The sequence below is a fragment of the Labilithrix sp. genome (assembly GCA_019637155.1).
GTDB lineage: Bacteria > Myxococcota_A > Polyangia > Polyangiales > Polyangiaceae > Labilithrix.
In genome coordinates this window covers 93120-118371 of record JAHBWE010000003.1, presented here as the reverse complement: position 1 = coordinate 118371, position 25252 = coordinate 93120, and the positions used below count along the sequence as shown (strand labels likewise).

Here is a 25252-nt window from a genome sequence, read left to right as displayed (position 1 = left end):
GGGCTTGATTCAGCTTCAGGAGAATACGGTCGTCGCCGATCGGTTCCGCCTGGTCCGGATGATCGGGCGCGGCGGCATGGGCTCCGTTTGGCAGGCGGTGCACATCGGCCTCGACACGCCGTGCGCCCTGAAGTTCATCGAAGGCGAGCTCATCAACGTCGCCGAGGCGCACACGCGCTTCGAGCGCGAGGCCAAGGTCTCGGCCCAGCTCCGCTCTCCGCACGTGGTGCAGATCATCGATCACGGCGTCTGGCAGGGGCGTCCTTACATCGCGATGGAGCTCCTCGAGGGCGACGACCTCGGCAGGAAGCTCGCGCTCGCGGGCGGCCGCCTCCCGCCCGCGGCGGTCAACATGGTCGTTCAGCAGCTGTGCCGCGCGCTCACGAAGGCGCACGCGGCCGGCATCGTCCATCGCGACCTCAAGCCGGACAACATCTTCCTCGTCAACGACGACGACCGCCAGCTCGTGAAGATCCTCGACTTCGGCGTCGCGAAGCAGAACGCGGCCGCGATCGAGAACAGCAACACGAAGACGGGCGCGATGCTCGGGACGCCCTATTACATGAGCCCGGAGCAGGCGCAGGGGATCCGCTCCGTCGACGCGCGGAGCGATCTCTGGTCCGTCGCCGTCATCGCGTACCAGTGCCTCACCGGTCGCCTCCCGTTCGAGAGCGAGGCGCTCGGCGATCTCCTCGTGAAGATCATCGTGCAGCCGATCCCGGTGCCGTCGCAGGTCGCGTACGTCCCGCCCGGCTTCGATCGCTGGTTCGCGAAGGCGGCCGATCGCAACCCCGACAACCGCTTCCAGACCGCGAAGGAGCTCGCGCAGCAGCTCGAGCTCGCGCTCGGCCTCTCGCAGAGCCCCGATCGGGGCTCCGATCCGCTCATCAACACCGCGGTCATTCCGGGGAGCGGCCAGTACCCGGCCGCGCGGCCCGCGCCGAGCTACGGGACGCCCGCCACGTTCGCCGGCGTCGAGCCGCCCGCCGCGGTCCCGAAGAAGGGCGCGCCGGTCGCGCTCTTCGCCGTGCTCGGCGTGCTCCTCCTCGTCGGCCTCGCCGGCGCCGGCATCGCGGTGAAGCGCGTGTCCTTCGGCAGCGCGCCCGCGGTCCCGTCCGCGAGCGCGGGCGTCGCGAGCAGCGAGCCCGATCCGCCTCCGTCCCCGCCGCCGCCGAACGACGAGAACATCCCCGCGCCGCCGCCGACCGGCATGGGAGCCGATCCGGACCCGCCGGAGCCGCCGGCCTCGGCGTCGGTCGTCGCGAAGTCCGCGCCGCCGCCCACGGTCCAGGCGCCTGCGCCCGCGCCCGTGAAGCCGCAGCCGTCGGCGTCGGCGAAGAAGTGGGATCCGGGTTTCTGAGCGCCGCGAGCCAACGCGCCGACGCCGTCGTCCGCGCGACGCGCTCGATCCCGGAGGCCGAGCTGCGTGTATCTTACATGAAGTCGATCTTGCGCGCGGGCGACGCGCCGGAGGTCGCGCCGTGGCTCGACGTCGTGTGCGGCCGCGCCGAGCAGGCCGAGCCCGCCGCGCGGGAGGCGCTCGTCGCGATCGTCGACGCGCTGCAGGACCCCGAGCTCGCCGGTGTCGTGCAGCGCCTCCGCGAAGAGGCGGTGGGCGCGCCGCACCTCGCGCTCGAGCGGCTCGTGCGCCACCCGCTCGCGACGTCGCCGATCCGCGGCGTGCCCGCGCCGGAGGAGGACCGTCTCCCCGACTACGGTCGCGGCCGCCCGCTCACGCTCGGCGAGCGCAAGTCGCTCGCGCGCAAGCCCGACCGCGAGATGACGGAGCGCCTCTTGCGCGATCCGCACCCCGACGTCATCCGGATGCTCCTCGTGAACCCGAAGGTCACCGAGGACGACGTCCTCTCGCTCGCCGCCCGCCGTCCGTGCCGCCCCGACGTCCTGATGCAGATCGCGCGCTCGCCGCGCTGGTCGCATCGCCCGCGCATCCGCATCGCGCTGGTGCTGAACCCCGACACCCCGCTCGACGTCGCCGCCCCGCTGGTGGGGCTCCTCGTGCGGCAAGAGCTCCGCCTCGTCGCGACCTCGACCACGGTCGCTCCTGCGCTTCGTGCGCTGTGTCTCGAGCACCTAGAGCGTCGGCCGCCGACGCCGTTCGAGGACGACGGCACGCTGCAGTAACGTCGGGGGACTTGCTCAACGTCAGGGGCTTCGCCCCCGACACCCCCACCCCAGACACGGCCCTCGCGCTTGCGCTCGGGGCGCTTCGCGCCCGCTTTCGCGGCCGCTTCTGGGGCCCCTTTGCGAGCGAGCGCGGTGCTCGCGGCGGGCGGCGCATGGGAGCTGCGTATTCGCGGCCGCTTCTGGGGCCCTTCGGTTGCGGGGCTTACTTTGTTGACCAGCCCTTGATCGGGTTTGTGGTGGAGAGGTTGGGGTGCGTGGCGAGGTAGGCCTTCACGGCGGGTGGGGGAGTGCGGAGGGGTTCGAGCGGGGCGGGGAGGGGGGCGTCGAGGGAGGACGAGTCGATTACGGCGGACACCGAGTAGGCGTTGCCGCGGCCGTCGGACTCGACGTACGGGGCGGCCTTCTCGAAGCGGTAGGCGAGCGTGAGGTGCGCGTCTTCGTCGAGCTGCGGGACGATCTCTGCGAGCGTCACGTCCTCGCCGGGGAAGCCCTTGCCCTCGAGCTCGGCGCGCGCCTTCGCGGCCGCCTCTTCGGTAACCACGAAAATCACGTCGTCGCCGGTACGAAGGTCCTTGATCGACGCCGTGCGTGAGAACGAGCCGTGCGCCGCGCCGCACGCCATCCCGCCGCTCGTCTCCGCGAGGAAGAGGTAGGGGCCGACGTTCCCGGTGATCTCCGTCGCGTGCGTGAGGCTCATCACCTCGTCCTCACCCGGCGCTGGCTTCGCCGCCGTGAGCGCGAAGACCTCGGCGCCGTCGGTGCCGACGAGCGAGAGACCCAGCGTCGACCACTCGCCGTTCGTCTCCATCCACGGCGTCTTGCACGACGCCTCGCCCTCCGCGCGCTCCCACGCCGCGTGGAGCTCGCGGCCCGCCGCGAGGAACGCGTGCTTCACGACGCCGCCGAGCACGTCGCCATCGCGGCCGACCTTCACCGAGACGACGCGCTCCGCCTGCTGGATGACGATCGCCTCCGGCAGCGCGCTCTCCTCGACGTTGCTGGTCTCGGTCGCCGTCGCGTCGCCCTCCGTCGCGGCACACCCGACAAGGCTGGACGAAGCGAGGCAAACCGCAGCGACGAACGTAAAGAGCGAAGAACGCATCGAAAATCCTCCCGTGGAACCTGGGAAGGACTTCAGCAACCGCCATGCCCCTACATGCTTACACCTAAAGGCGCGTCACATTTCAGATTCGCGCCGACTCGCGCGCGATCCGCGAGGCACGCGCCCCCCGCCTCCGCGCTCCGCGCGCCCCTCCCGCTCCGCGCGCCCGCCGAGCGCGAGTCGCCGCGCTCAGCCTTCGTCTTCTTCGATTTCCCAGCGGTGCAGCGCGGTGACGCCGATGGCGGATGCGCAGCGCGGGCAGAGCTCCGGCTCTTCGTAGCGGCGCTCTTCGCCGCGGGCCCAGACGAGGAGGCCGCGGCCGCGAAGAGACGGACTGTCGTCGTCTTCGTCCGTCGGCAGGTCCTCGGAGCAGACGCTGCAACGGTCTTTCGCGGTCTCGAACAAGACGGCGTGACTGGCGCTGACGCAGTGAGGTGCGCTCATGGCTTCCGTTGTTCATAGCAAAACACGACGCCGACCATGGCGAGATTTCGCGCAACCTCGGGCACGAAAGGTCGACCACCCGGACCATGCGCGCCGCCCTTGCCCTCCTCGCCGTCCTTTGCATCACCGCCGGATGCGCCAGTATCCCACCGCTGCCGCCAAAGGCGATCGAGCTGAACCAGAACGGCGCCGCCGCCCTCGCCGCCGGCGACCTCGAGACGGCGGAGGCGCGCTTCTCCCTCGCGCTCGAGTTCAGCCCGCGCTTCACGGAGGCCTGGGTCAACCTCGGCTACGTCGAGCTCCGGCGCGGCGACCTCGCGGGCGCGCGGAAGCACTTCGTCAAAGCGCGCGAGCTGAACCCCGATCTCCCCGCGCCGCACCACGCGCTCGGGCTCCTCGCCGATCGGCGCGGCATCGGCAAGGAAGCCGAGGGTCACTACAAGCAGGCGCTCAAGGTCGACCCCGGCTTCGTGCCGTCCCGCGAGAACCTCGCGCGCCGCTACTTCGAGCGCGGCGCCTTCGAGGACGCGCGCGGCCAGTACCTCCGCCTCACCCAGGTCGCGCCGGAGGCGCGAGAGGGTTACGTCGGCCTCGCGGAGTGCCTCTTCCGCCTCGATCGCGAGGCCGAGGCGGCGGACGTGATCGCCCGCGCGCGCGGCCGCTTCGGCGACGTCCCCGAGGTCCTCCTCCTCGTCGCGCGCCTCGAGCTCCGCGGCGACGCGTTCGCGCAGGCGGAGGAGACGCTCGCGCCCCTCACGAACGACGCCGACCGCACCCGCGCCGCGACCGCGTGGGCGTGGATCGCCGTCGCGCGCAAGGCCCGCGGCGACGCGCGAGGCGCCCGCGCCGCCGCGAAGGAGAGCCTCGCGCTCGATCCGGCCAACGCCGTCGCGACGTCAGCGGAGCAGTAGGAAGGCGGTCCCGGCGAGGAGCACGACGACGCCGGCGATGATGCTGACGACCATCCAGATCGGGACGTGGGTCCCTGGGATGTCGACGCGATCGTAGTCGTGGTCGGCGTGCGCGCCCTTCTCCTGCCACGTCGCGGGCGGGTTCGACGCCGCGCGCTGCGCGCCCTCGCTCGACGCTCCACCGGGCGCGCCGGCGCTGCCCGCGGGGGCGGTCGCGCGCTCCTCCATCGACTCGTCGGGGAGGACGTACTTGCGGTACTTGAGCGGCTCGCCCTCGGCGTCGCGCTCCTTGAGGTTCGGGCCGTCGAAGTTGACGATGATGACGGTGATGTTGTCGTGACCGCCGGCCGCGTTCGCGCGCTCGGTGAGCTGCTTGCAGATGTCGAGCGGCTCCATCCCCGAACGGAGCGACTCGCGGATGTCCTCGAAGCGGACCATGCCCGAGAGCCCGTCCGAGCAGAGGAGCAGGATGTCGCCCTTGCGGATCTCGGCGAACGTGAGGTCCACCTGCACCGTGTCCGAGGTGCCGAGCGCCTGGAGGATGATGTTGTTGTGCTCGAAGGTCTCGGCCTCTTCCTCCGTGAGCTGACCGGCCTCGATGAGCTGGTTCACGAGCGACTGATCGCGCGTGAGCTGCACGAGCGTGTCGCCGCGGAGGATGTAGCCGCGCGAGTCGCCGACCTGCGCGAAGAAGAGGATCTCGTCGACGAGCGCGGCCGCGGTGACGGTCGTGCCCATGCCGCGGCGCGAGCGGTCCGCCTTCGCCTCCTGGAAGATGCGGAGGCCCGCCGACTCGATCGCGCGGACGAGGCGGCGCGCGAGCTCGTCGCGCTTCACCGGCCGATCGCCGAGCCCGTCGACGAGGCGCTCGTAGATGATGTCGACCGCGAGCTGGCTCGCGATCTCGCCCGCCGCCGCGCCGCCCATGCCGTCGCACACGGCGAAGATGGCCCCTTGCTGCCCGATCGCGGTGGCGCGGTTCGCCTCGAGGAGTCCGCGCGATCGCTTCGTGAGGTCGGCGACGAGGAAGTTGTCCTCGTTGTGCTCGCGCACCTGCCCCACGTCCGTGCGGGCGAACAGCTGGATGCGCACGCCGTCCGCGCTCGCGGCCTGCGCGACGGGCATGGAGGACTCGCTCTCGACCTGCGCCGCCTTCGCTGCGTCTTCGTTCGGGGTGGCCGGCGGCGGATCAGCGACGGACGTCAATTCTGGACCCCATCGAAGTCGACGCGGAAGAGCTGTTGGCCGACGCGGAAGTGATCTCCCGGCGCGAGCTCCACGTCGCCGCGGAGCTTGAGGAAGGTGCCGTTCGAGGAGCCGAGGTCGACGAGCGCGAAGCGAGCGCCGCCGCCTTGGACGGCGCCGTCGCGCGAGAGGACACGGACCGCAGCATGACGGCGCGAGAGGAACGGGTCCTCCGTGAACACCACATCTCCCGACTCACGTCCGAGCACGGTCTCCGTTTTCCGAAGGTAGTAGACGTCGCGCGCGATGCCTTCGACGGTACGCTGACATAGGCGAGCGTACCTTGGAGCGGCGGGAGAGCCAAACAAGAGCGTCCCATGCTCCGAGGCAGGGCCGAGGCCGCCTTCGCCCTCGCGGAGCACGTCGAAGCGGAGGACCTGCTGCCCGACGAGGATCATGTCCTGATCGGTGAGCGGCACCGCGATCTCCGCGCCTTCGCCGCGCCGCGGTGAGGTGTCGCGTGACGCAGCGAGCCGAAGGTACACGCCGTTGGTGCTCCCGAGGTCGCGGAGCGTGAGCTTCCCGCCCTGGAACACGATGCGCACGTGACGCGGCGACAGGTACGGATCCTCCGGGACGACGACGTTGCCCTCGGTCCGCCCGACGTCGAACGAGTCGCCGAACGGATAGCTCGGCCCGTCCGCGCCGCTCTTCGCGATCACGACGAGGCGCCCGCGCGACGGCGTGGTCGGCTTCGCGGCCGCGGGCGCGGGGGCGGCCGCCGGGGAGGGGGCGCCGATCGGCGCTGGCGCTGGCGCGATCGGCGCGGCGGCGGCGGCCGCGAGCGCGGCGGCCCCGCTCACCTGCGGCGGCGGCCCGTATTTCGGCGGGTTCGGCATCGCCGACGGCGCGATCGGCGTCGGCGCGATCGGGGACGGTGAGGGCACCGGCATGGCGGCGGCCGGCTTCGGCTGCGGCACGACCGAGCCGTTCGGCCGCGGCAGATCGAGGCGTTCGTGCGGGAGGAGCGAGGCGGCGGGCGTCTCGTTCGCGAGGGAGCTCGCGAGGGGGTTACCGCAGAACTTACAGAACTGCGCCCCGGGATCGACGAGGCCGCGGCATCGCGAGCAGGTCCTCTGCTCGGCGACGGTCTTCGGCGCCTCGCTCACGGGCACGACGCGCATCGGCGCGATCTCACCGGCGGGCGCGACGGGGCTCGGCGCGGGCGAGGGCGCGGGGGCGACCGGCGCGGGAGCGACCGGCGCGGGGGCCGCGGCGGCGGGCTCGAGCGTGCTCCCGCACGACGTGCAGTACCGGAGGTTCGGCCCGTTGACGGTGTCGCAGATCTTGCAGCGCCGCTCCGCACCTGCAGGCGCGGCCGGAGCGGCGGCCTTCACGTCGGTCGCCTGCGCGGTCATGCCGAGCGCGGTGCCGACGCGCGCGGGCGGCTGGCCGCCGGACTGATAGGGATCCTGCGCGCCGAGGCCGATCGGCGGGGTGGGCGGCGCGATGCGTGGCCCGAGGCGCTGTCCGCATTCCTGGCAGAACGTGAGGTGCGCTGGATTATCGCGCCCGCATGTCGTGCAGGTCATGACGCGCTCTTTCCCGCGGCCAGCATCACGTGACCCCGGATGGGACAACAGCCCAAGGCACTACGTCAAGCACGGTCCTTCCTCAGCGCGTGCGGTCGGCGGTGAGGAAGGCGTCGCGTTGTTCGAGCACCAGGTCGATCCCGAACAGCTGCGCGACGCCGCCCTCGCGCTCGAACTTGGTCGTGTCGACGAACCGGCTGAAGTACGCGAGGCGATACGACGCGGCGAGACCGACGACGGTGCGCTGCGTCACCTGGTACTCGATGCCGACCCCGAGCGATCCCGCGGGCCCGTAGGTGTCGACCTTCCACTCGTTGCCGTAGCCCACGGCGCCGAGGCTCGCGGTCACGTAGGGCTCGGCGACGCGGTACGTCTGGATGTAGTAGCGGGCCTCGGCGCGCGCCTGCTGCAGGAGCGCGATGCGATACAGCTTGCTCGGATCCTGCTTCGTGAGCTCGTAGGCACCGCCGAGATAGAGCGATCCGGCGCTCCGCCATCCGCCGCGGATGACGAGCCCGCCGCCGGCGCCGAGGACGCACGGCTGCGTGGGGTCGTCGCAAATCGGCCCGGGCGACACGACCTGCTCGGTGGTAAACGCGACCCCGTACTGGAAGTACACGACGTGGGACGGTGGCGGCGGCGCGCGCTCGATCTCCTTCGCGATCCGCGCCGCCTCTTCGTTCGGCGCGAGGGGCGCGACCGGCCCGGTCTCCTCGGGCGGGGCCGGCGGCGGGGTCGCCGATCCCGCCGGGGCCGACTGCGCCGCGGCGCCGGTCGTCCAAGCGGTCGCGAACGCGAACGCGAAGAGGTGTCCCGCGGCGCCTCGCACGGCATTCAGCATAAGGCATCGTCTCGTTCGTTGACATCCAAGGATGGCTTTGCGTATTCGTGGGCCGAGAAAGCCTCGGAGAGAGAGATGGAGATCGTTCTCGACAAACGCGCGGTACGGCAGATTCGGCTCTCGGCGCAGGACGCGATCGAGGAGGGAGACACCGAGACGCTGCGCGAGGACATCCTCGAGGCGTTCACCGAGGAGCAGGTCGAGGAGATCGAGCGACGCCTCGACAGCGGCGACTTCTACGAGTTCCTGACGGAGATGCTCGACGAGTGGTCGGGCGACGACGTGGACGAGCTCTTCGAGCTCCTCGACGCGCAGCTCGGCGACATCGGCGTCGACGTGAAGTTCGAGAAGAAGCCCGCCGCCGAGGAAGAAGAGGAAGAGGAGAGCGCAGAGGAGTTCGACGAGGACGACGAAGACCTCGACGACGAAGACGAGGACGACGACGAGGAAGAAGAGGAAGAGGACGACGACGACTGACCGGCGTCCCTCCCATCCTTCTTCTTTCTTCAGGGCCTCGCACCGCCTCCCAGCTCCCGCAGCGCCTCGGTCAGGGGCGCTTCGAGTAGCCAGCGCCCCCAACTGCCTCACCATCGTTGGAGCGGCGTGCGCGACCTCGGCACTCGCGCTCCTCAACGCTCTTGCACGTCAGCGGGTTGGCCCGTCGGGGGTGGGCTCGCGGGTCAGGTAGGGACGGCAGGTCGTTGGGGACTTGCTCGAGGGAGGGCGCTTGATCGATGGGCACTTGGCGACGGCGCAGGGGACGTAGCGGGAGTCGGGGAAGTCGCTCGTGAGGGTCGAGAGGCGGTCGCAGGCGGTGCTCTGGTCGCCGTCTTTTTGCCAGAGCTCCGCTTCGTGCCAGAGGGCGTCGTCGCGGAGCGTGGAGGTCTTGAACTCGCGGTAGAGGCGGTGGTACGCGGCGCGGGCGGCGGCGCGGTCGTTCAGCGTCTCCTCGTGGAGCTTGGCGACGCGGAGGATCGCCGGGATGTAGCGGGGGCGCTCGTAGCTGCCGATCGTGACCGACATCTCGCGGAACGATAGGAGGCGCTCGAGATGCGCGATCGCCTCGCGGGGGCGGGCGAGCTTTTCTTCGAGCTCGCTCGCGCGGAAGAGGGAGTCGTCGAAGTAGGCGCCGTGGGGGTAGGGCCAGCGGTCGGCGATCGCGAGGAAGGCGTCGCGCGCCGGGATGGTCTGGCCTGCCTCGGCGAGGCGGCGCGCGCGCTGGTAGAGCACGTCCTCCTCGAGCGCCTTGCCCGCTACCTTCGGGCCGATCGTGTCGAGGTAGGCGAGGGCGGCGGTCGGGCCGGCCTCGTCGGTGTGGCGAAGCACGCGGGCGAAGGCGACCTTCGCCATCGCGTGGTCGGGGTAGCGCAGCGCGACCGCCTCGAGCTCGCGACGGCCCGCCTCCGGATCCTTCCGCGCGGTGAGGTCGGCGGCCTTGTACGCGGCCGGCGCCGAGTACGCGTTGTTCTCGTCGGCGAGCTTCTTCAGCTCGGCGCTCGCGCGCGCCACGTCGCCGGCTCGCGCGCGGGCGAGGGCGGCCTCGTAGCGCGCGTAGACGCCGTCGCGCGGGACCTTCGCCGTGCGCGCCGCTTCGTCCCAGCGCTCCGCTGCGACGTCGTAGCGGCCGCGGCCGTACGCGGTGCGCGCCTCACCGACGGCCTTCTCGTACGCGGCGCCGCGGTTCGGCGCGCACGCCGCGGAGGTGGCGGCGCCGAAGAGGAGGAGGGTCGCGAGCGCGCGCTTCATCCGCGAGCCGAGCCCTGCTGTGCCTTCGCGATCGCCTCGGCGAGCAGATCGGCGGCGCGCTCTGCGTCCTCCGGCGTCACGTCGAGGTGCATCACCGCGCGGAGGCGACGCGGGCCCGACGCGTTGATCGCGAGGCCCAGGTCCGCCGCGGCCTTCGCGACCGCGTCGCCGGTGAGGGGCGCGTCGAGGTCGACGTTCACGATGTTCGTCTCGACGCGCGCGACGTCGACGCTCGCGCCGGGCGCGGCGGCGACCTTTTCGGCGAAGCGCTTCGCCTTGTAGTGGTCCTCGCGCAGGCGCTCGCGGTGATGCTCGAGCGCGAAGAGCGCCGCCGCCGCGAGGACGCCGGCCTGGCGCATCCCGCCGCCCCAGCGCTTGCGGAGGACACGCGCGCGCTCGATGTGCTCGCGCGTCCCGCAGAGCGCGCTGCCGACCGGCGCGCCGAGGCCCTTCGAGAAGCAGATGCTCACCGTGTCGAAGGGGGCAGAGAGCTCGGAGACGGGGAGGGCCGTCGCGACGCTCGCGTTCCAGATGCGCGCGCCGTCGAGGTGGACGGCGAGGCCGAGCTCCTGCGCGCGGTGCGCGATCGCGACCGCGTCGGCCTGCGGGAACACGCGGCCGCCGGCGCGGTTATGTGTATTTTCCACGCATACGAGGCTCGTGCGCGGCGCCCAGTAGGCCTTCGGCTGGACGCGCTCTTCCATCTGCGCGGCGTCGAAGAGGCCGCCCGTGCCCGCGATCGCGAACTGGACGCCCGAGAGGGCGGGGCCGGCGCCGCCTTCGTAGAAGACGACGTGCGCGCCCTCGCCGACGATGACCTCGTCGCCGGGGCGCGTGTGGACCGCGATCGCGAGCTGGTTGCCCATCGTGCCGGAGGTGACGAAGAGCGCGGCCTCCTTGCCCGTGACCTTGGCCGCTTCCTCTTGAAGCGCGAGGACGGTGGGGTCCTCGCCGAAGACGTCGTCTCCCACCTCGGCGCGCGAAATGGCGTCTCGCATCGCCGTGGTCGGGCGCGTGACCGTGTCACTCCTCAAGTCGATCGGCACGCGTGGACTTTACCGAGTATCCTCGCGCCGAGCGATGAAGAAGCCTCCCCGTTCCCGCGAGGCCCTCGGACCTCTGACGTCCGATCCGGCCGATACCCTCGCCGCGATCGCGCCCGTCGCGCGTTCGAGCGTCGTCGACGCGGTCGCGGATCGGCTCCGCAACGAGATCCTCGCCGGCCGCATCGCGCCGGGATCGAAGCTGCCGTCGGAGCGCGAGCTCTCCCTCGCCCTCGGCGTGAACCGCCTCACTCTGCGCGCCGCGCTGGCGCGGCTCGAGGCGATGGGGCTCGTCAGCACCCGCCACGGCTCCGGCACCGAGGTCGTTCCGTGGCGCGAGCGCGCGGGGCTCGACGCGCTGATGATGGTCATGAACTCGCTCGAGCGCGAGGAGCCGGCGTGGAACGAGCTGCTGCAGTCGCTGCTCGAGATCCGTCGCGTCCTCGTCTCGGAGGCGGTCGCGCTCGCGGCGGAGCGGCACACGGAGGAGGACCTCGTCGCGCTGCGCGAGGTCATCGCGCGGCAGCCGGAGAACCTCCACGATCCGCTCGCGTATGCGCGCGGCGACCTCGCGATCCAGCGCGTCATCTGCCGCGCGGCGCGGAACGTCGGCTTCGAGCTCCTCCTCAACACGTTCGCGCGCTTCCCGGAGGAGCAGCCGGAGCTCCTCGCGCAACTCTACGACCGTCGCGAAGACGCGCTCCCGTTCAACGAGATCCTCGTCGAGCTCGTCCGCGCCGGAAACGGCGAGCACGCGCGGCAGGCGCTCCGCACGGCGTTCAACGCGATGGATGAGGAGTGGCTGAACCGCCACGGCTACACCGGCAAGCCCGACGCGAAGCGCGCGAAGGCTCCAGCGAAGAGCGCGCCCTCGCTCGCGAGCGCGAAGAAGGAGAAGAAGCGCTGAATCCCTTGACGGACGCGGGAGAGCATCCTATTTCGCTGCGTCTCTTCGTACCGCCGCGATAGCTCAGCGGTAGAGCAGCGCTTTCGTAAAGCGCAGGTCGTCGGTTCAAGCCCGACTCGCGGCTCTCTCAGGTTTTAGGGGCTCTTCGCCCCCTAAGACCCCCTTTCGAAAAAGACTTCGCTCGGCTCCGCCTCGCTGCGCCCGTTTCTTCGAGGAGGCCGCCGCCGCCGAGACGCGCGGCACGCAGCTCGCACGACTTGGTGGCATGGGACTTCGCTGGGCGGTGCTCGTGCTCGTGGTGCTCGTGGCGTGCTCTACCGCGGCGGCGGAGTCGGGGACGGATGCGGGCGCGCCGCTCGGTGGGAGCTGGATGGAGAAGCTCGACCTCGACGGGGGCGGCGTCGCGTACGTGGCGCCGCCGCTCGGATCGACGGAGCCGCGGCCCGTCGTCGTCGCGGTGCACGGGGCGTTCGATCATCCGGGCCTCATGTGCTCGGCGTGGCGCGTGATCGTCGACACGTATGCGTTCGTCGTGTGTCCGGCGGGATCGAAGGGCGGGAAGGACACGTACGTCTGGCCGTCGAGCGACGCGATCGACAAGGCGACCGACGCGGCGCTCGCGGCGGTGCGCGCGAAGTACGGGGCGCGCGTGAAGGCGGGGCCGGCGGTGTACGCCGCGTTCTCTCAGGGCGCCAACATGGCGGCGCCGGTCCTCGGGGCGGCGAACAAAGGACGCTTCGCGCGGGCGGCGCTGACGGAGGGCGGGTATCGCGCGTTCGAGGACGGCGGGCTCGCGCGCGCCTTCGTGAAGGCCGGCGGAAAACGTGTGCTCTACACGTGCTCGCAGGGCGGGTGCACCGGATCGTTCGCCGGGTCGAAGGCGGCGCTCGTGCAGGCGGGCGCGGAGGTGAGGGTGGAGTCGCCGGGGGCGTTCGGGCACTCGATGGTGCCGGAGGTGCGCGCGTCGCTGAACCGCTCGCTGCCGTGGCTCGTCGACGGCCTCAGCGGCTGGGAGGGGTACGCGGCGGCGCCGAAGCTCGCGTCGCATTGATCGGCACAGGCGCCTACGTGCGCGCCGACGTTGAAATTGACGGGCGAGTCCCTATCCTGAACGTCGCATGAGCGGCGCCCAGCTTCCCCGTCCGGGGGACATGATCGCGGGCAAGTACGTCCTCGATCGGTTGCTCGGTCAAGGCGGGATGGGCGCCGTCTTCGCGGCGCGGCACCTCGAGCTCTCGAAGGCCGTCGCGATCAAGTTCATGCTCGCCGACGCGAGCAACGCGGAGGCGTCGCAGCGGTTCAAGAACGAGGCGCGCGCGGCGGCGAACATCCAGAGCGAGCACGTGGTCCGCGTCGACGACGTCGGCGACGAGATGGGCTACGCGTACATGGTCCTCGAGCTGCTCGAGGGGCAGGACCTCGCGCAGCTCCTCGAGAAGGATCCGGTGAAGCGGCTGCCTCCGCACGTCGCGGCCGGGTACGTGCTCCAGGGCTGCAAGGGCGTCATGCAGGCGCACGCGATCGGCATCGTCCATCGCGACCTCAAGCCGTCGAACCTCTTCCTCGCGCAGCGCAAGGACGGCACCCAGGTCGTGAAGGTGCTCGACTTCGGCATCTCGAAGGCGCAGGGATCGTCCGCCCTCGCGGCGAGCCCGAGCGCGCTCACGTCGACGAAGGCGATGCTCGGGTCGCCGCTCTACATGTCGCCCGAGCAGCTCCGCAACGCGAAGAGCGTCGACCACCGCGCCGACATCTGGGCGATGGGCGTCATCCTCTACGAGCTCATCACCGGGCACCTGCCGTTCATGGGCGAGAACCTCGGCGAGCTCTTCGCGGCGATCCTCGAGAGCGATCCGCAGCCGCTCAGCACGCGCGTCTCCGGCATCCCGATGGGGCTCGACGACGTCGTGCTCCGCTGCCTCCAGCGCAAGCCCGAGCAGCGCTACCAGTCGGTCGCCGAGCTCGCGGCCGCGCTCGCTCCGTTCGAGCATGCGATGCCGCCGATGCCGATGCCGAGCACGAACCGGGGCGGCGGCACGGCGTTCCTGCCCGGCGGCATCGGCGCGAGCCCGCAGACGATCCCGAGCGGCGCGGCGCAGAGCTCGCCCGGCGCGCAAGGGATCTCTAGCGCGGGACCGATGACGGGACCGCAGCTCCCGCAGCTCCCGTTCGGCGCCCTCACGCCGAACACACCGGCGGGCGTCGCGCTCCCCGCGGGCTTCAACCAGACGACCGGCAGCGGTTGGCAGACGGCGGGAGGGACGCCGCAAGGGGTCCCGAAGTCGAAGCTCCCGCTCATCCTCGGCGCCGTCTTCGCGGGCCTCGCCGCGGTCGGTGTCATCGGTGCGCTCGTCTACATGAAGACGCGCGACGATCACGCGAAGGCCGACGTGCCGCCGATCGCGTCGTCCGTCACCGTCGCGACCGAGCCGCCGCCTCACCCGAGCATGGAGCCGACGGCGCCTCCGCCCGAGCCCAAGCCCGAGCCCGAGCCGCCACCTCCGCCTCCGAGCGCGATCGTGTCGGCGTCGGCGCCGCCGCCTCCGAGCGCGCCGCCGACGATCGCGGTCGCTCCGAAGCCCCCTCCGCCGCCGTCGCCGTCGCCGAATGTGAAGCCACCGGCGCCGCCGCCGTCACCTGCACCAGCCCCCGCACCGCCGCGCGCACCGTCGACGCCGACTCCCGAGACCAGGCGCTGATTCACGCGCGTTCGTGACGTGCGGTTCGTGTATAACGGCGCGATGAACGTACTGCGGAGCGCTTCCGCTGCGGCCGTTTTCATGGGGCTCGTGCTGTCGGCGCCGATGGCATACGCCGACGAGAGCGCGGCGGAGACCCTCTTCGAGGAGGGCCTCGCGGCGATGAAGCGCAACGACCTCGTCGTCGCGTGCGAGGCGTTCGCCAAGAGCAACAAGGCCGACCCGTCGCCGGGGACGCAGATCAACCTCGCCATCTGCTTCGAGAAGCAGAAGAAGTGGGCGAGCGCGTGGACGTGGTACCGCTCGGCGCAGGGGCTCGCGCAGCAGCGGCACCAGCCGGACCGTGAGAAGAGCGCGGAGGAGGCCGCGAACCGCCTGAAGCCGCAGCTCCACTACGTGATCATCTCGGTGAAGGACGCGCCGAGCGATCTCGTGGTCAAGCGCGACGGCGCCGAGGTCACGGTCACCCTCGCCGGCAAGGAGGTGCCGCTCCCGATCGATCCGGGCGAGCACTCGATCGAGGCGAGCGCGCCGGGCAAGAAGGCGCAGCAGCGGACGATCGTCGTCGCCGACACGCCGGTGACGGAGCGCGTCGAGCTCGGACCGCTCGAGGACGCGCCGGCGGAGCCGGGGACTCCGGTCGTGACGCCGGGCGCGGGCGGCGCCGCGACGGGCGGCGCACCGTCGAGCGACGGGAGCGGACAGCGGACGATCGGGCTCATCGTCGGCGGCGCCGGCATCCTCACCGGCATCGCGTCCGTCGGCGTCCTGATCCTCGGGCTCAATCAAGCGAGCGAGCGCGACAAGCTGATCACCGATCTCGAAGGCCTCGATCAGAAGAAGGCGGCGGGCGGGGCGGACTTCGATCGGCAAGCCTACGTCACGGCGATCAACGACAAGAACTCCGCCGCGAAGAACGACCAGCTCATCGCGATCATCCTCGGCGCGGGCGCGGGCGCGATGGTCGGTCTCGGCGCGGTCCTCTATTTCACGGCGCCGAAGGCGAAGACTGCGCGGCTCGTTCCGCTGCCGGTGATCACGCCCACGTTCGCGGGGCTCGGGCTCGGCGGAGCGTTCTGATCGCAGCGCACGCGCGCGAAAAATTCCCGAAACCGGACCGCTCCTCGCCGCGTAGAGTAGCGGCATGACGCGTTTCGCTCCTTGGCTTGGCCTGCTCCTTCTCGCGTCGGGGTGCGACGAAAAGAAGACGTCGCCGGCGCCGGCGGTGAGCTCGCTCGCCCCGTCGCTCCCGCCGCCCGGAGGGACGAGCACGAAGTTCACGATCGATCCCGAGAGCAAGACGTCGATCGAGATGGAGGCTCCGAAGGAGAAGATCAAGGCGACGGCGACAGGCGGCGCCGGCACGCTCGACGTCGATCTCACGAACCTCACCGCATCGCGCGGCGAGGTGAAGATGGACCTCACGACGCTGACGACGAGCACCTTCCCCGAGGAAGCGAAGAACAAGTCGCAGACGACGCACGCGCGGACGTGGCTCGAGGTCGCCGACGGCGAGGAAGGCAAGGTCGACGACAAGGTCAAGGAGGCGAACCGCTACGCGGTCTACGCCATCCGCGCGATCGACAAGGTGAGCGCGAACGACGTGACGAAGCTGCCCGCGGAGAAGGACGGCTCCGACGACGTGCGCGTCGTCACGCTCGTGACGCGGGGCGATCTCCTCGTCCACGGCCACAAGGTGGAGCGGGAGGCCGAGGTCGAGCTGAAGCTCCACTATCCCTCCGGCGGCGACGCGACGAAGCCGTCGTGGATCGCGATCAAGTCGCGGAAGCCCTTCCGTGTCGTGCTCGCCGATCACGAGGTGAAGCCGCGCGACGGCCTCGGAAAGATCGCGAAGCAGTCCTTCCATCTGCTCGGCACCAAGGTCGCAGACAACGCGGACATCACCCTGGATTTGCGCGCCAAGGCGGCGCCCTGAGTGTTACCGTTTCGACGTCGAAGGTCAGAAGAGAGGGAGACGACCATGCCGAATCTGTCCGTTGAGAAGATCGCGGGAGCGCTCGCCGTTCTCGGAACGAGCGTGGCGCTCGCTGCCTGCGGCGGCGAGGAGAAGCCGGCGGCGTCGCCCGTGAACGCGACGGAGACGAGCGCCCCGAGCGGTCCCTCCGGCGAGGCGCCGAAGGGCGAGCACCAGTGCGGCGCGGGCAAGGGCGCGGCGGGCTGCGGCGCAGGCCAGGGCGCGGCGGGCTGCGGCGCGAAGCCGGACACGGCCGCTGCCGCCGGCGCCGGCGCCGCGGCGGCCCCCCCCACGCCCAACGTCGCGGCGCCCGATCCGGCGCCGGAGGCGAAGCCGGCCGCGGCGGAGCCGGCGAAGGACGCGGCGAAGAAGGACGACAAGAAGGCGACCGACGCGAAGAAGCCGGCGGCCCCGACCCCGACCAAGAAGGCCACCGGCGCCGCCAGCTGCGGCGCGGGCACCTGCGCCGCGAAGAAGTAACCCGCCACGGCGCGCGGCCGACGCGATGCACAACCGAGGTTGTGAAAATACCCAACCGTGGTTGTGCAAATGCGCAACCGTGGTTGTGCATCATGATGGCGCGTGCAACGGCGGCACCCGGCGGGAGGACACGGGCGGGGCTGGCGTGCGGCGGTGGAGGGGCGCGTGACGGGCGGGGCCGGCGCGCGACGGGTGGAGGGGCGCGTGACGGGCGGGGACGGAGCGTGAGGGGCGGGGGGCGGATCGCCGGGGTTGGGGTGGGGCTGCGGTGGGAGCTGCTCGACGAGATGCTGGAGGTGCCGCCGGCGGTGTCTTTCGTCGAGGTCTCGCCCGAGAATTACATGGGGCGGGGGGGGTACTACGACGAGGCGCTCGAGCGGGTGAAGGAGGTTTGGCCGATCGTCACGCATGGGCTGACGATGAGCGTCGGCGGGACCGATCCGCTCCGCGGCGACTACCTCGCGGGGCTGCGGGCGTTCATCGCGCGGGTGGGGAGCCCTTGGCACTCGGACCACCTCTGCTTCAGCAGCGCCGAGGGTGTCATCCTCCATGACCTCCTCCCGCTCGCGTTCAAGGCGGGCGAGGTCGAGCGGATCGCGGACCGGATCAAGCAGGCGCAGGACGCGATCGGGGTGCCGTTCGCGATCGAGAACGTGAGCTCGTACCTGCATCCCGGGACGCGGGACATGGATGAAGCCGAGTTCATCGCGCGCGTCTGCGAGCGCGCCGGTTGCGGGCTCATGCTCGACGTGAACAACGCCTACGTGAACGCGACGAACTTCGGGTTCGACGTCGACGCGTGGATGCGGACCGTGCCGCTCGACCGCGTCGTGCAGATCCACGTCGCCGGGCACGAGTGGTTCGACGAAGAAGACGGGCGCATCATCATCGACACGCACGGCGCCGACGTCGACGACGCCGTCCTCGCGCTGCTCGAGCGCACGCTCGAGAGGACCGGGCCCGTGCCGGTGCTGCTCGAGCGCGATCAGGCGATCCCGCCGCTCGCGACGCTGCTCGAAGAGGTGCGGACGCTCGAGGCGATCTACGAGCGCGCGACGAAGAAGGCGGCGGCGCGGTGAGCACGGAGAAGATCCAGCGGCTCATCGCGCGGGCGTGCTTGGGGCGCGAAGGGGCCGAGCTGTCGTTCGAGGGGATCGCGCGCGAAGACGCGGCCGCGCTCACGCCGAGCCGGCTGCGACTCTACCGGCGGCTCGTTCGCCACAACGTGACCTCCGTCATCGGGGCGATGCTCGCCAGGACCAAGGCGCGACTCGAGGTCCACGCGCCCGGCGAGCTCGGCCGCAGCGTCGACGCGTTCCTCGACGAGGTCGGGCCGCGCACGCCGCACCTCCGCGACGTCCCCAGCGAGTTCCTCGCGTTCGCCGCGCCGCGCTGGCGCGCCGATACGCGGCTGCCGCGCTGGCTCGCCGACCACGCCGAGCTCGAGCTCCTCGACTTCACGATCGGCGTCGCGCCGCGGGCGAAGGCGCCGGAGGGGCTCCTCGACGTCACCGCGGATCGCCCGCTCGTCTTCGCCGAGCCGCTCGCGCTCACGCGGCTCGCCTGGGCCGTGAACGCCCTCGCCAACGACGCCGCGGCGGAGCCCGAAGAGCGCCCCGTCCACATCCTCGTGTACCGCGACGCCGTGCACGTCGCGCGCTTCCTCGAGCTCACCCCGCTCGCGGCCGCGATCCTCGAGCGCCTCGTCGCGGGCGAGCCGCTCGGGCCCGCCGTCGCGGCGGCGGCGGGCTCTGCCCTCGACGCGGATGTGCTCGCCGGCGCGGCGCGGCTCCTCGCCGACCTCGGTGAGCGCGGCGTCCTCCTCGGCGCGCGCGATGCATGAACGATCGGGCATGACCGCCACGACCGCCACGACCGCCACGACCGCCGCGAGCGCCGCCACGACCCCCGACGACGAAGACCGTACCACCGACGGCCTCTGCTTCGACTGCGGGAGCCCCGCGCCGTTCATCATCTTCGTCGCGGGCGAGGACGAGAAGATGCACGAGGAGTACGCGTGCGAGCGCCACGCGCGCGGTCACCGCCGCGCCGCCGTCGTCACGGCGCCGTCGACGGTCGAGGTCGCGATCTACGCCTGGTGAGCGTGGAGCGTGGTAGGGGCGTGGGAGAGCGTAGGGCGTGGGAGCGTGCGGTCCCGGCCGCGCGTCACGCGAAGTCGGCGTGGCCGGTGATGAGCACCGCCGCGACGCACGGCACGCCGGGCAGGCCCACGAGCGCGTGCGAGGTGCCGTCGTCGCGCGTGATCTCCTCGCCGCGCCAGGTCTCGACCGGCGAGCCCGCCTCGACGAACCCGCCGTCGACGACGACCATCGTCTCGACCCCGCGATGTGTGTGCTCGGGGAAGGTGACCCCCGGCGCGACGCGCACCATCGTCGCGATCGCGCCCGCGCGCCTGGGACCCGCCACGACCGGGATGATGGCGGTCCCCGGCACGAGGAAGGGACCCCACGCCTCGTCGGACTCGATGCGCGCGAGCAGCGCCTCGGTCTCGGGGACAGGGAGATCGAAGAGCCGCGCGACGCGATCGACGAAGAGGCCGTAGCGTCCCTTCCGCGTGCGCGAAGCGAGCAGGCGATCGCGCAGCGACACCGTCGCCTCCGCGGGCTCGGAGGCCGCCGCAGAGACGAGCGCACGAAGCGCGGCGAGGGGCGGTTCGCTCAAGGTGACCTCAAGGTGACTCCGTGGCTCCTTGCCTCACGAGGCTACACAATTTTTTGCGCTCCCGCTCCCCTTGCTAGGCTCGTTGGCCCGTGCGTCGCCTCGTGGTTTTTGCTGCGCTCCTCGCCGCCTGCAAGAGCAAGGTCGACCGCGTCGTGCCCGCCGCGGAAGCCGCGACCGCGACCGCGACCGCGTCGGCGGCCGAGAAGGCCGCGCCGCCGCCCGCGCCCGCGTGCCCCGCGCCCGACGCCGCGAAGATCGCGCCGTTCGAGGTCGACAAGAAGGTCATCACCGCCGACGTCCCGAAGCTCGAGGACCCGAGCGGCTCCCTCGCGTCCTTCGAGGACAAGCTGCTCGCCCTCGCGCGCGGCACCTCGAAGAAGCCGGTCCGGATCGGCTTCTACGGCGACTCGAACCTCACCTCCGATTTCCTCACCGGCCACCTCCGCCGCTCGCTGCAAGGACGCTTCGGCGACGCCGGTCACGGCTTCGTCGGCCTCGCGCGGCCGTGGGCCTGGTACTCGCACGAGGACGTGCATCATCACGGCACGTGGCCGCTCTGGAAGCAGTTCGACTGCACGACCGATCCCGTCGTCGGCCACCGCTACGGCTTCGCGAACATGGCGGCCGAGAGCAGCAAGCCCGGCGCCGCGGCGTGGGCCGGCACCGCCGGCGCCGACGCGAAGGTGGGGCGGAGCGTGAGCCGCTTCGATGTGTACTTCCTGAAGCGGCCGCGCGGCGGCTCGTTCGATCTCCTCCTCGACGGAAAGTTGCAGAAGACGGTGCGCACCGCCGCCGCCGACTACGAGGCGGGGTTCGAGACGGTCGAGGCGCCGGACGGGCCGCACGAGATCAAGTGCGTCGTCAAAGGCGATCAGGCGGTGCGCCTCTACGGCACCACGCTCGAGCGCGACGATCCGAACGGCGGCGTCGTCGTCGACTCGCTCGGCGCGGGCGCGCTGAACTTCCAGCGCTGGATGCTGACCGAGCCCGTCATCCGCAAGGCGCAGCTCGAGCGGCGCGCGTACGACGTCGTCTTCGTGTGGCTCGGCATGAACTCGATGTGGCTCGAGCCGAACCGCGGGTGGGCGACGGACACGATCAAGCAGATCCGCGACGCGCTCCCCGGCGTCCCCGTCGTCCTCGTCTCGCCGCCCGACTCCGAGAAGCACGGCTCGCAGAAGACCGATCCGCGCATCATGGCCCTCGTGAAGCAGCTCCGCGAGGTCGCGGCCGAGAACGACGCCGCGTTCTGGGACTTCCGCGCCGCGATGGGCGGCGACGGGGCGTTCCTCGAGTTCATGAAGCGGGGCCTCGCCGCCTCCGATCGCGTGCACCTCTCGCGCGAAGGCAACGTCGTCATGGGACAGCGCCTCCTCGCCGCGCTGTTCGACGACGTGAAGGCGCGCCTCGACGCGCACCCGGACGCCGGCTGCGGCGGTCGCTGATCGCATCGACGGGCGTGGAATGTGCACGTACCTTGCGGGGTCGCCTACGTGCATGTTCTCCGTTTCTCGGTCGCGGACGCGGCCTACGCCGTCCGTATCGAGCGCGTCGTCGAGATCGCGCCACGTGTGGCGATCACGCCGCTGCCGGACACGCCGCCGTTCGTCGAGGGCGTGTTCTCCTTCCGCCGCGCCGTCTGCGTGGCGATCTCGCTCCGGCGCCGGCTCGGCCACGCCGCACGCCGCCCCGCGCTCGACGAGCACATCGTCGTCGTGAACGGCCGCCGCCGCGTCCTCGGCCTCGTCGTCGATCGCGTGAGCGGCGACGAGCACGTCGAGGACGCGCGCGTCGAGGCGCCGGCGGCGGAGACCCCCGTCATCGAAGGGTTGGTCGCGCTCCCGAGCGGCGTCCTCCTCATCCACGACGTCGACGCGCTGCTCACCGATCGCGAGGAAGCCTCCCTCGACGCGAGCCTCTCCGGATGAGCCGATGATCCGCACCGCCGAGGTCTGGGACGCGCGCCTCCGATCCATCTTCGGGCTCTCGATGCTCGATCATCCCGCGCGCCTGCAGGACGGCGTCCGCGCGGCGATGAAGGAGCTCGGCCTCGCCGACGAAGGCGCGCTCCTCGCCCGCGTCGATCGCGGCGACCACGAGGCGCGCGCGGCCCTCGCGCGCTCGCTCACGATCGGCGAGACGTATTTCTTCCGCGAGCCGAGCCACCTCGAGCACTTTCGCGACGTGCTGCTCCCGGCCGCGGTCGCGCGCGGGAGCTCTCCCGTCGTCGTCGTCTCCGCCGCGTGCTCCTCCGGCGAAGAGGCGTACACGCTCGCGATGCTCGCGCGCGACAAGCTCGGGCCCGACGCGGCGACGAAGGTCGAGGTCCTCGGCTTCGACCTCAACCCGGCCGCGGTCGCGACCGCGCGGCGCGGGATCTACCGCCCCTGGTCGCTCCGCGGCATGAGCCCCGACGTGCGCGCGCGCTGGTTCGACGAGGTGGAGGACGGCGCGAGCGTGAAGGCGGAGGTCCGATCGCTCGTGCGCTTCGACGAGCGGAACATGATCGATCCGAAGGACGCGCTCGCGCCCGCCAGCGCCGACGTCGTGCTCTGCCGCAACGTGCTCATCTACTTCGACGACGAGGCGGTGAAGACGACGCTCTCGCAGCTCGCGCGCGCGCTCCGTCCCGGCGGCACGCTGATCGTCGGCGCGGCGGAGGCGGCGTTCTTCGCGATCGCGGACCTCGGCACACACGCGATCGGCGAGACCTGGGTGCACGTCCGCGGGGAGCGCCCGAAGGCTCCCGTCGTCACCGCGCCGTCGCCGCCGCCGCCTCCGCGCCGTCCGGCGCCGCGGCCTCGCTCGAAGCCGGCGTCGGACCGCAAGCCGCCGCCGCGCGCCCCCGACGACGTGATCGATCTCCTCGATCGCGGATGGAAGGCGCTCGCGATCGATCCAGGCGCCGCGGGCGAAGACGCGCGGCGCGCGATCCTCCTCGATCGCGCCGCCGCGGCCGCGCACGTCCTCGCCGCGAGCGCCGCCCTCGCGCAGCGCGACCTCGGCGCCGCGCGCCGCTCGCTCCGTCACGCGCGCCGCTACCTCGCCGCCGCCCCGCCCGCCGAGCTCGTCCGCGGCGGCGGCGGCGCGACCGCGGCCGAGCTCGCCTCTTATTGCGCGCGGATCGAGCGCGCCCTCGGAGGCGCGGCGCGATGAGCGACCTCACGACCGAGGAGCAAGCGATCCTGCTCGAACGCACCGCGGCGCTCGCGCGCTCGCCGGTCGCGGTCGCGGAAGCCGAGGGGGAGCCCGCCATCTTCTTCCGCGTCGGACGCCGCCGGTGCTGCGCGCTCGCGCGCTCGGTGCGCGCCGCGGTCCGGCTCGAGGCGATGGTGCCGGTGCCGCACGCGCCCCGCGCGCTCGCGGGCGCGATCGTGCGCGGCGGCGCGGCGATCCCGGTCTTCCACCTCGCCGCGCTCGTGTCGGAGCGGCTCGGGCGCTTGCCGGAGACCGCGCACGGCCTCGTCCTCGGCGAGCAGCACGACGAGGTCGCGCTCGCGGTGGACGCGATCGACGGCTTCGGCGCGATCGATCGCGCCGCGCTCGTGGCGCCGCCGGACGAGATCCGCTCCGCGTGGGTCGTCGCCGCGACGCCCGCGGGCGAGAGCTTCGTCGACCTCGACGCGCTTCGCGCCGGCCCAGCGCTCTGGGTCGACGCCGGACAGATCAGAACGGAACCACGATGAGCCTATCCATTCGCGCCCGCCTCGTCATCGCCTTCGGCTTCGTCATCGGCGTCATCGCCCTCCTCAGCGCGCTCACGTACACGCGCGAGGCCGAGCTCGAGCGGAGCCTCACCGCGACCGCGAACAAGACGCTCGTCGCGACGCGCTCGCTCGGCGTCGTGCGCGTCTACATCGAGCGGATCCGCCAGCGCCACTTCTTCCACGCCGCGTCGAAGACGCCGGCCGAGATGGCGTTGATCGAGGCGGAGATCGCGAAGCTCGAGGCCGACATCGAGACGGAGCTCAAGGCGGCGGAGTCGACGTTCGACGACGACGAGCGGCGCCAGGTCGTCGCCTCGCTCCGCAGCGGACTGCAGGCCTACCACGACGTCCGCGAGGGCGAGTTCTACCCCGTGAGCCGGCGTGGCGACGTGGAGACCTCGGTCAACGTCGTGACGTTGCTGCTCTCGCAGCGGTACGTCCAGCTCACGAACGAGTCGGAGAAGCTCAAGCTCGCGACCGATCGCGCGGTCGACCACGCGAACGCCTCGATGCGCACCTCGATCGAGGACGGACGCAAGACGTCGCTCGCGATCAGCATCCTCGGCGTCGTCGCGGCGGCGTTCTTCGCGCTCTTCGTGACGAGGAACATCGTCGCGCGCCTCACCCACCTCGCCGCGGTCGCGGCGGCGGTGAGGGCGGGCGACACGAAGCAGCGCGCGAAGACGGGCGGCAGCGACGAGCTCGGCGTCCTCGCGACGTCCTTCGACGCGATGCTCGACGAGCTCGCGCGGAGGGTGCGCGAGACGGAGCGCCTCGCGGAGGAGCAGAAGGAGAGCCGCGAAGACCTCGCGAAGGCGGTCGCGGTGTACGGCGCCGCGGTCGAGAAGATCGCGGGCGGCGATCTCACGACGAGCGTCGGCAAGGCCGGCTCCGAGGAGATCGCCGGCCTCGGCGAGAACCTCGGCCGCATGAGCGGCGGCCTCCGCTCGATGGCGCTCCGCGTGCAAGAGGCGGTCGCGCTCCTCGGCTCGGCGGCGGCGCAGATCATGACGACGGCGGCGGAGCAGAGCTCGAGCGCGACGGAGACGGCGGCGGCGGTGACGGAGACGGTCGCCACCGTCGAGGAGGTCGCGCGCACGGCGGAGCAGTCGACCGAGCGCGCGAAGACCGCGGTCGAGGCCTCGGAGCGCAGCATCACGGTGACGGACCAAGGGCGCAGCGCGGTCGAAGAGGCGCTCTCGACGATGGACCGCGTGCGCGATCAGATGGCAGCGATCGGAGAGCGGATGCTCGCGCTCTCGGAGCAGGCGCAGGCCGCGGGCGGCATCACCGGCTCGGTCGCGGAGCTCGCGGAGCAGTCGAACCTCCTCGCCCTCAACGCGTCGATCGAGGCGGCGCGCGCGGGCGAGCACGGCCGCGGCTTCGCCGTCGTCGCGCAGGAGGTCCGCGGCCTCGCGGAGCAGTCGAAGCGCGCGGCGGGGCAGATCCGCGGCATGCTCGGCGACATCCAGAAGTCGGCGCAGGCGGCGGTGCTCGCGGTCGAAGAGGGGAGCCGCGCGGTGCAGACGGCGGGGAGCGCGGCGAAGCGATCGGGCGAGCGGATCGAGGAGCTCGCGACGACGATCGCGAGCACGGCCGACATCGTGAAGCACACGCTCTCCGCGACCCAGCCCGTCATCACGGGCATGTCGCAGATCACGCAGGCGATGCGATCGATCGAGCAGGCCGCGCTCCAGGCGTCGGAGGGGACGCGCCAGACCGAGAGCGCCGCGCGCGACCTCAACTCCCTGAGCTCCACGCTCCGCGACGTGGTCGCGCAGTACCGGACCTGA

General features: G+C 71.9%; 26 protein-coding genes and 1 tRNA gene. 19 read left to right on the top strand and 8 right to left on the bottom strand.

What is annotated here, in order from left to right; all coding sequences use genetic code 11:
• Positions 1-58 precede the first annotated feature (58 nt).
• Both KF837_06890 and KF837_06885 read left to right on the top strand, forming a co-directional pair.
• Positions 59-1360 (top strand): protein kinase, encoded by a 1302-nt coding sequence (locus KF837_06890; GenBank protein MBX3227019.1) that lies wholly within the window; start codon positions 59-61, stop codon positions 1358-1360.
• Positions 1342-2142 carry a hypothetical protein gene (locus tag KF837_06885; GenBank protein ID MBX3227018.1) on the top strand — a complete coding sequence of 267 codons (801 nt, stop codon included), beginning with the start codon at positions 1342-1344 and terminating at the stop codon, positions 2140-2142. The genes KF837_06890 and KF837_06885 overlap by 19 nt, the downstream gene beginning before the upstream one ends.
• A 205-nt stretch (positions 2143-2347) precedes the next feature.
• Here the strand turns inward: KF837_06885 and KF837_06880 are convergent, their stop codons facing one another.
• Both KF837_06880 and KF837_06875 read right to left on the bottom strand, forming a co-directional pair.
• On the bottom strand, positions 2348-3247 hold the full coding sequence (locus KF837_06880; GenBank protein MBX3227017.1) for a hypothetical protein: 900 nt from the start codon (positions 3245-3247) through the stop codon (positions 2348-2350).
• Between the two features lie 189 nt (positions 3248-3436).
• Complete coding sequence (locus KF837_06875) at positions 3437-3691, bottom strand: hypothetical protein (GenBank protein MBX3227016.1); 255 nt, start codon at positions 3689-3691, stop codon at positions 3437-3439.
• An 86-nt stretch (positions 3692-3777) separates the two neighbouring features.
• Between KF837_06875 and KF837_06870 the strand changes: the two genes are divergently transcribed.
• Positions 3778-4602 (top strand): tetratricopeptide repeat protein, encoded by an 825-nt coding sequence (locus KF837_06870; protein MBX3227015.1) that lies wholly within the window; start codon positions 3778-3780, stop codon positions 4600-4602.
• Here KF837_06870 and KF837_06865 read toward each other — a convergent pair.
• The 3 genes from KF837_06865 to KF837_06855 form a co-directional block, all read right to left on the bottom strand.
• A complete protein-coding gene (locus KF837_06865; protein MBX3227014.1) occupies positions 4588-5808 on the bottom strand; it encodes a Stp1/IreP family PP2C-type Ser/Thr phosphatase in 1221 nt (406 codons plus the stop codon). The genes KF837_06870 and KF837_06865 overlap by 15 nt on opposite strands.
• Positions 5805-7379, bottom strand: a complete 1575-nt coding sequence (locus KF837_06860; protein MBX3227013.1) for an FHA domain-containing protein — start codon at positions 7377-7379, stop codon at positions 5805-5807. The genes KF837_06865 and KF837_06860 overlap by 4 nt, the downstream gene beginning before the upstream one ends.
• Positions 7380-7461: 82 nt before the next feature.
• Complete coding sequence (locus KF837_06855; GenBank protein MBX3227012.1) at positions 7462-8208, bottom strand: hypothetical protein; 747 nt, start codon at positions 8206-8208, stop codon at positions 7462-7464.
• 87 nt (positions 8209-8295) lie between these two features.
• On the opposite strand from KF837_06855, the gene KF837_06850 reads away from it, so the two are divergent.
• Positions 8296-8697, top strand: coding sequence for a hypothetical protein (locus tag KF837_06850; GenBank protein MBX3227011.1), 402 nt, complete (start codon positions 8296-8298; stop codon positions 8695-8697).
• Positions 8698-8865: 168 nt separating this feature from the next.
• On the opposite strand, the gene KF837_06845 is transcribed toward KF837_06850, so the two are convergent.
• Both KF837_06845 and KF837_06840 read right to left on the bottom strand, forming a co-directional pair.
• Positions 8866-9966, bottom strand: a complete 1101-nt coding sequence (locus KF837_06845; protein MBX3227010.1) for a tetratricopeptide repeat protein — start codon at positions 9964-9966, stop codon at positions 8866-8868.
• Positions 9963-10964, bottom strand: a complete 1002-nt coding sequence (locus tag KF837_06840) for an aminotransferase class I/II-fold pyridoxal phosphate-dependent enzyme (protein ID MBX3227009.1) — start codon at positions 10962-10964, stop codon at positions 9963-9965. The genes KF837_06845 and KF837_06840 overlap by 4 nt, the downstream gene beginning before the upstream one ends.
• A gap of 82 nt (positions 10965-11046) precedes the next feature.
• On the opposite strand from KF837_06840, the gene KF837_06835 reads away from it, so the two are divergent.
• From KF837_06835 to KF837_06790, 10 genes are all read left to right on the top strand, one after another.
• Positions 11047-11916, top strand: a complete 870-nt coding sequence (locus tag KF837_06835; GenBank protein MBX3227008.1) for a FadR family transcriptional regulator — start codon at positions 11047-11049, stop codon at positions 11914-11916.
• A gap of 52 nt (positions 11917-11968) precedes the next feature.
• Positions 11969-12040, top strand: a tRNA-Thr gene (locus KF837_06830).
• 141 nt (positions 12041-12181) lie between these two features.
• The gene (locus KF837_06825) at positions 12182-12967 is read left to right on the top strand and encodes a hypothetical protein (protein ID MBX3227007.1); all 786 of its coding nucleotides are present in this window, start codon (positions 12182-12184) and stop codon (positions 12965-12967) included.
• 67 nt (positions 12968-13034) lie between these two features.
• On the top strand, positions 13035-14615 hold the full coding sequence (locus tag KF837_06820) for a serine/threonine protein kinase (protein MBX3227006.1): 1581 nt from the start codon (positions 13035-13037) through the stop codon (positions 14613-14615).
• An 81-nt stretch (positions 14616-14696) separates the two neighbouring features.
• The gene (locus KF837_06815) at positions 14697-15695 is read left to right on the top strand and encodes a hypothetical protein (GenBank protein MBX3227005.1); all 999 of its coding nucleotides are present in this window, start codon (positions 14697-14699) and stop codon (positions 15693-15695) included.
• 64 nt (positions 15696-15759) lie between these two features.
• Positions 15760-16551 (top strand): hypothetical protein, encoded by a 792-nt coding sequence (locus KF837_06810; GenBank protein ID MBX3227004.1) that lies wholly within the window; start codon positions 15760-15762, stop codon positions 16549-16551.
• Between the two features lie 45 nt (positions 16552-16596).
• Positions 16597-17070 carry a hypothetical protein gene (locus tag KF837_06805; protein ID MBX3227003.1) on the top strand — a complete coding sequence of 158 codons (474 nt, stop codon included), beginning with the start codon at positions 16597-16599 and terminating at the stop codon, positions 17068-17070.
• A gap of 95 nt (positions 17071-17165) precedes the next feature.
• Positions 17166-18149 (top strand): DUF692 domain-containing protein, encoded by a 984-nt coding sequence (locus tag KF837_06800; protein ID MBX3227002.1) that lies wholly within the window; start codon positions 17166-17168, stop codon positions 18147-18149.
• Positions 18146-18913: a putative DNA-binding domain-containing protein gene (locus KF837_06795; GenBank protein MBX3227001.1), complete on the top strand. Its 768-nt coding sequence runs from the start codon at positions 18146-18148 to the stop codon at positions 18911-18913. Before KF837_06800 ends, KF837_06795 begins: the two co-directional genes overlap by 4 nt.
• A 10-nt stretch (positions 18914-18923) precedes the next feature.
• Positions 18924-19172 (top strand): hypothetical protein, encoded by a 249-nt coding sequence (locus tag KF837_06790; GenBank protein ID MBX3227000.1) that lies wholly within the window; start codon positions 18924-18926, stop codon positions 19170-19172.
• Positions 19173-19236: 64 nt separating this feature from the next.
• Here KF837_06790 and KF837_06785 read toward each other — a convergent pair whose 3' ends face one another.
• The gene (locus KF837_06785) at positions 19237-19752 is read right to left on the bottom strand and encodes a cupin domain-containing protein (GenBank protein ID MBX3226999.1); all 516 of its coding nucleotides are present in this window, start codon (positions 19750-19752) and stop codon (positions 19237-19239) included.
• A gap of 89 nt (positions 19753-19841) precedes the next feature.
• Here KF837_06785 and KF837_06780 point away from each other — a divergent pair, with 89 nt between their 5' ends.
• Genes KF837_06780 through KF837_06760 form a run of 5 tightly spaced genes read left to right on the top strand, consistent with a single transcriptional unit; the run spans position 19842 to position 25252 of the window.
• Positions 19842-21197, top strand: coding sequence for a hypothetical protein (locus KF837_06780; protein MBX3226998.1), 1356 nt, complete (start codon positions 19842-19844; stop codon positions 21195-21197).
• Between the two features lie 48 nt (positions 21198-21245).
• Positions 21246-21680 (top strand): chemotaxis protein CheW, encoded by a 435-nt coding sequence (locus KF837_06775; protein ID MBX3226997.1) that lies wholly within the window; start codon positions 21246-21248, stop codon positions 21678-21680.
• A gap of 4 nt (positions 21681-21684) precedes the next feature.
• The gene (locus KF837_06770) at positions 21685-22908 is read left to right on the top strand and encodes a protein-glutamate O-methyltransferase CheR (protein ID MBX3226996.1); all 1224 of its coding nucleotides are present in this window, start codon (positions 21685-21687) and stop codon (positions 22906-22908) included.
• Positions 22905-23438: a chemotaxis protein CheW gene (locus KF837_06765; GenBank protein MBX3226995.1), complete on the top strand. Its 534-nt coding sequence runs from the start codon at positions 22905-22907 to the stop codon at positions 23436-23438. Before KF837_06770 ends, KF837_06765 begins: the two co-directional genes overlap by 4 nt.
• The gene (locus KF837_06760) at positions 23435-25252 is read left to right on the top strand and encodes a methyl-accepting chemotaxis protein (protein MBX3226994.1); all 1818 of its coding nucleotides are present in this window, start codon (positions 23435-23437) and stop codon (positions 25250-25252) included. The genes KF837_06765 and KF837_06760 overlap by 4 nt, the downstream gene beginning before the upstream one ends.

Coding starts and splice junctions, on each gene's coding strand:
- KF837_06860 (MBX3227013.1), bottom strand. CDS start 7,379: ATGACCTGCACGACATGCGGGCGCGATAATCCAGCGCACCTCACGTTC.
- KF837_06840 (MBX3227009.1), bottom strand. CDS start 10,964: ATGCGAGACGCCATTTCGCGCGCCGAGGTGGGAGACGACGTCTTCGGC.
- KF837_06890 (MBX3227019.1), top strand. CDS start 59: ATGATCGGGCGCGGCGGCATGGGCTCCGTTTGGCAGGCGGTGCACATC.
- KF837_06800 (MBX3227002.1), top strand. CDS start 17,166: ATGGCGCGTGCAACGGCGGCACCCGGCGGGAGGACACGGGCGGGGCTG.
- KF837_06820 (MBX3227006.1), top strand. CDS start 13,035: ATGAGCGGCGCCCAGCTTCCCCGTCCGGGGGACATGATCGCGGGCAAG.
- KF837_06810 (MBX3227004.1), top strand. CDS start 15,760: ATGACGCGTTTCGCTCCTTGGCTTGGCCTGCTCCTTCTCGCGTCGGGG.
- KF837_06760 (MBX3226994.1), top strand. CDS start 23,435: ATGAGCCTATCCATTCGCGCCCGCCTCGTCATCGCCTTCGGCTTCGTC.
- KF837_06765 (MBX3226995.1), top strand. CDS start 22,905: ATGAGCGACCTCACGACCGAGGAGCAAGCGATCCTGCTCGAACGCACC.
- KF837_06870 (MBX3227015.1), top strand. CDS start 3,778: ATGCGCGCCGCCCTTGCCCTCCTCGCCGTCCTTTGCATCACCGCCGGA.
- KF837_06770 (MBX3226996.1), top strand. CDS start 21,685: ATGATCCGCACCGCCGAGGTCTGGGACGCGCGCCTCCGATCCATCTTC.
- KF837_06835 (MBX3227008.1), top strand. CDS start 11,047: ATGAAGAAGCCTCCCCGTTCCCGCGAGGCCCTCGGACCTCTGACGTCC.
- KF837_06875 (MBX3227016.1), bottom strand. CDS start 3,691: ATGAGCGCACCTCACTGCGTCAGCGCCAGTCACGCCGTCTTGTTCGAG.
- KF837_06805 (MBX3227003.1), top strand. CDS start 16,597: ATGCCGAATCTGTCCGTTGAGAAGATCGCGGGAGCGCTCGCCGTTCTC.
- KF837_06815 (MBX3227005.1), top strand. CDS start 14,697: ATGGGGCTCGTGCTGTCGGCGCCGATGGCATACGCCGACGAGAGCGCG.
- KF837_06825 (MBX3227007.1), top strand. CDS start 12,182: ATGGGACTTCGCTGGGCGGTGCTCGTGCTCGTGGTGCTCGTGGCGTGC.
- KF837_06790 (MBX3227000.1), top strand. CDS start 18,924: ATGACCGCCACGACCGCCACGACCGCCACGACCGCCGCGAGCGCCGCC.
- KF837_06850 (MBX3227011.1), top strand. CDS start 8,296: ATGGAGATCGTTCTCGACAAACGCGCGGTACGGCAGATTCGGCTCTCG.
- KF837_06880 (MBX3227017.1), bottom strand. CDS start 3,247: ATGCGTTCTTCGCTCTTTACGTTCGTCGCTGCGGTTTGCCTCGCTTCG.
- KF837_06845 (MBX3227010.1), bottom strand. CDS start 9,966: ATGAAGCGCGCGCTCGCGACCCTCCTCCTCTTCGGCGCCGCCACCTCC.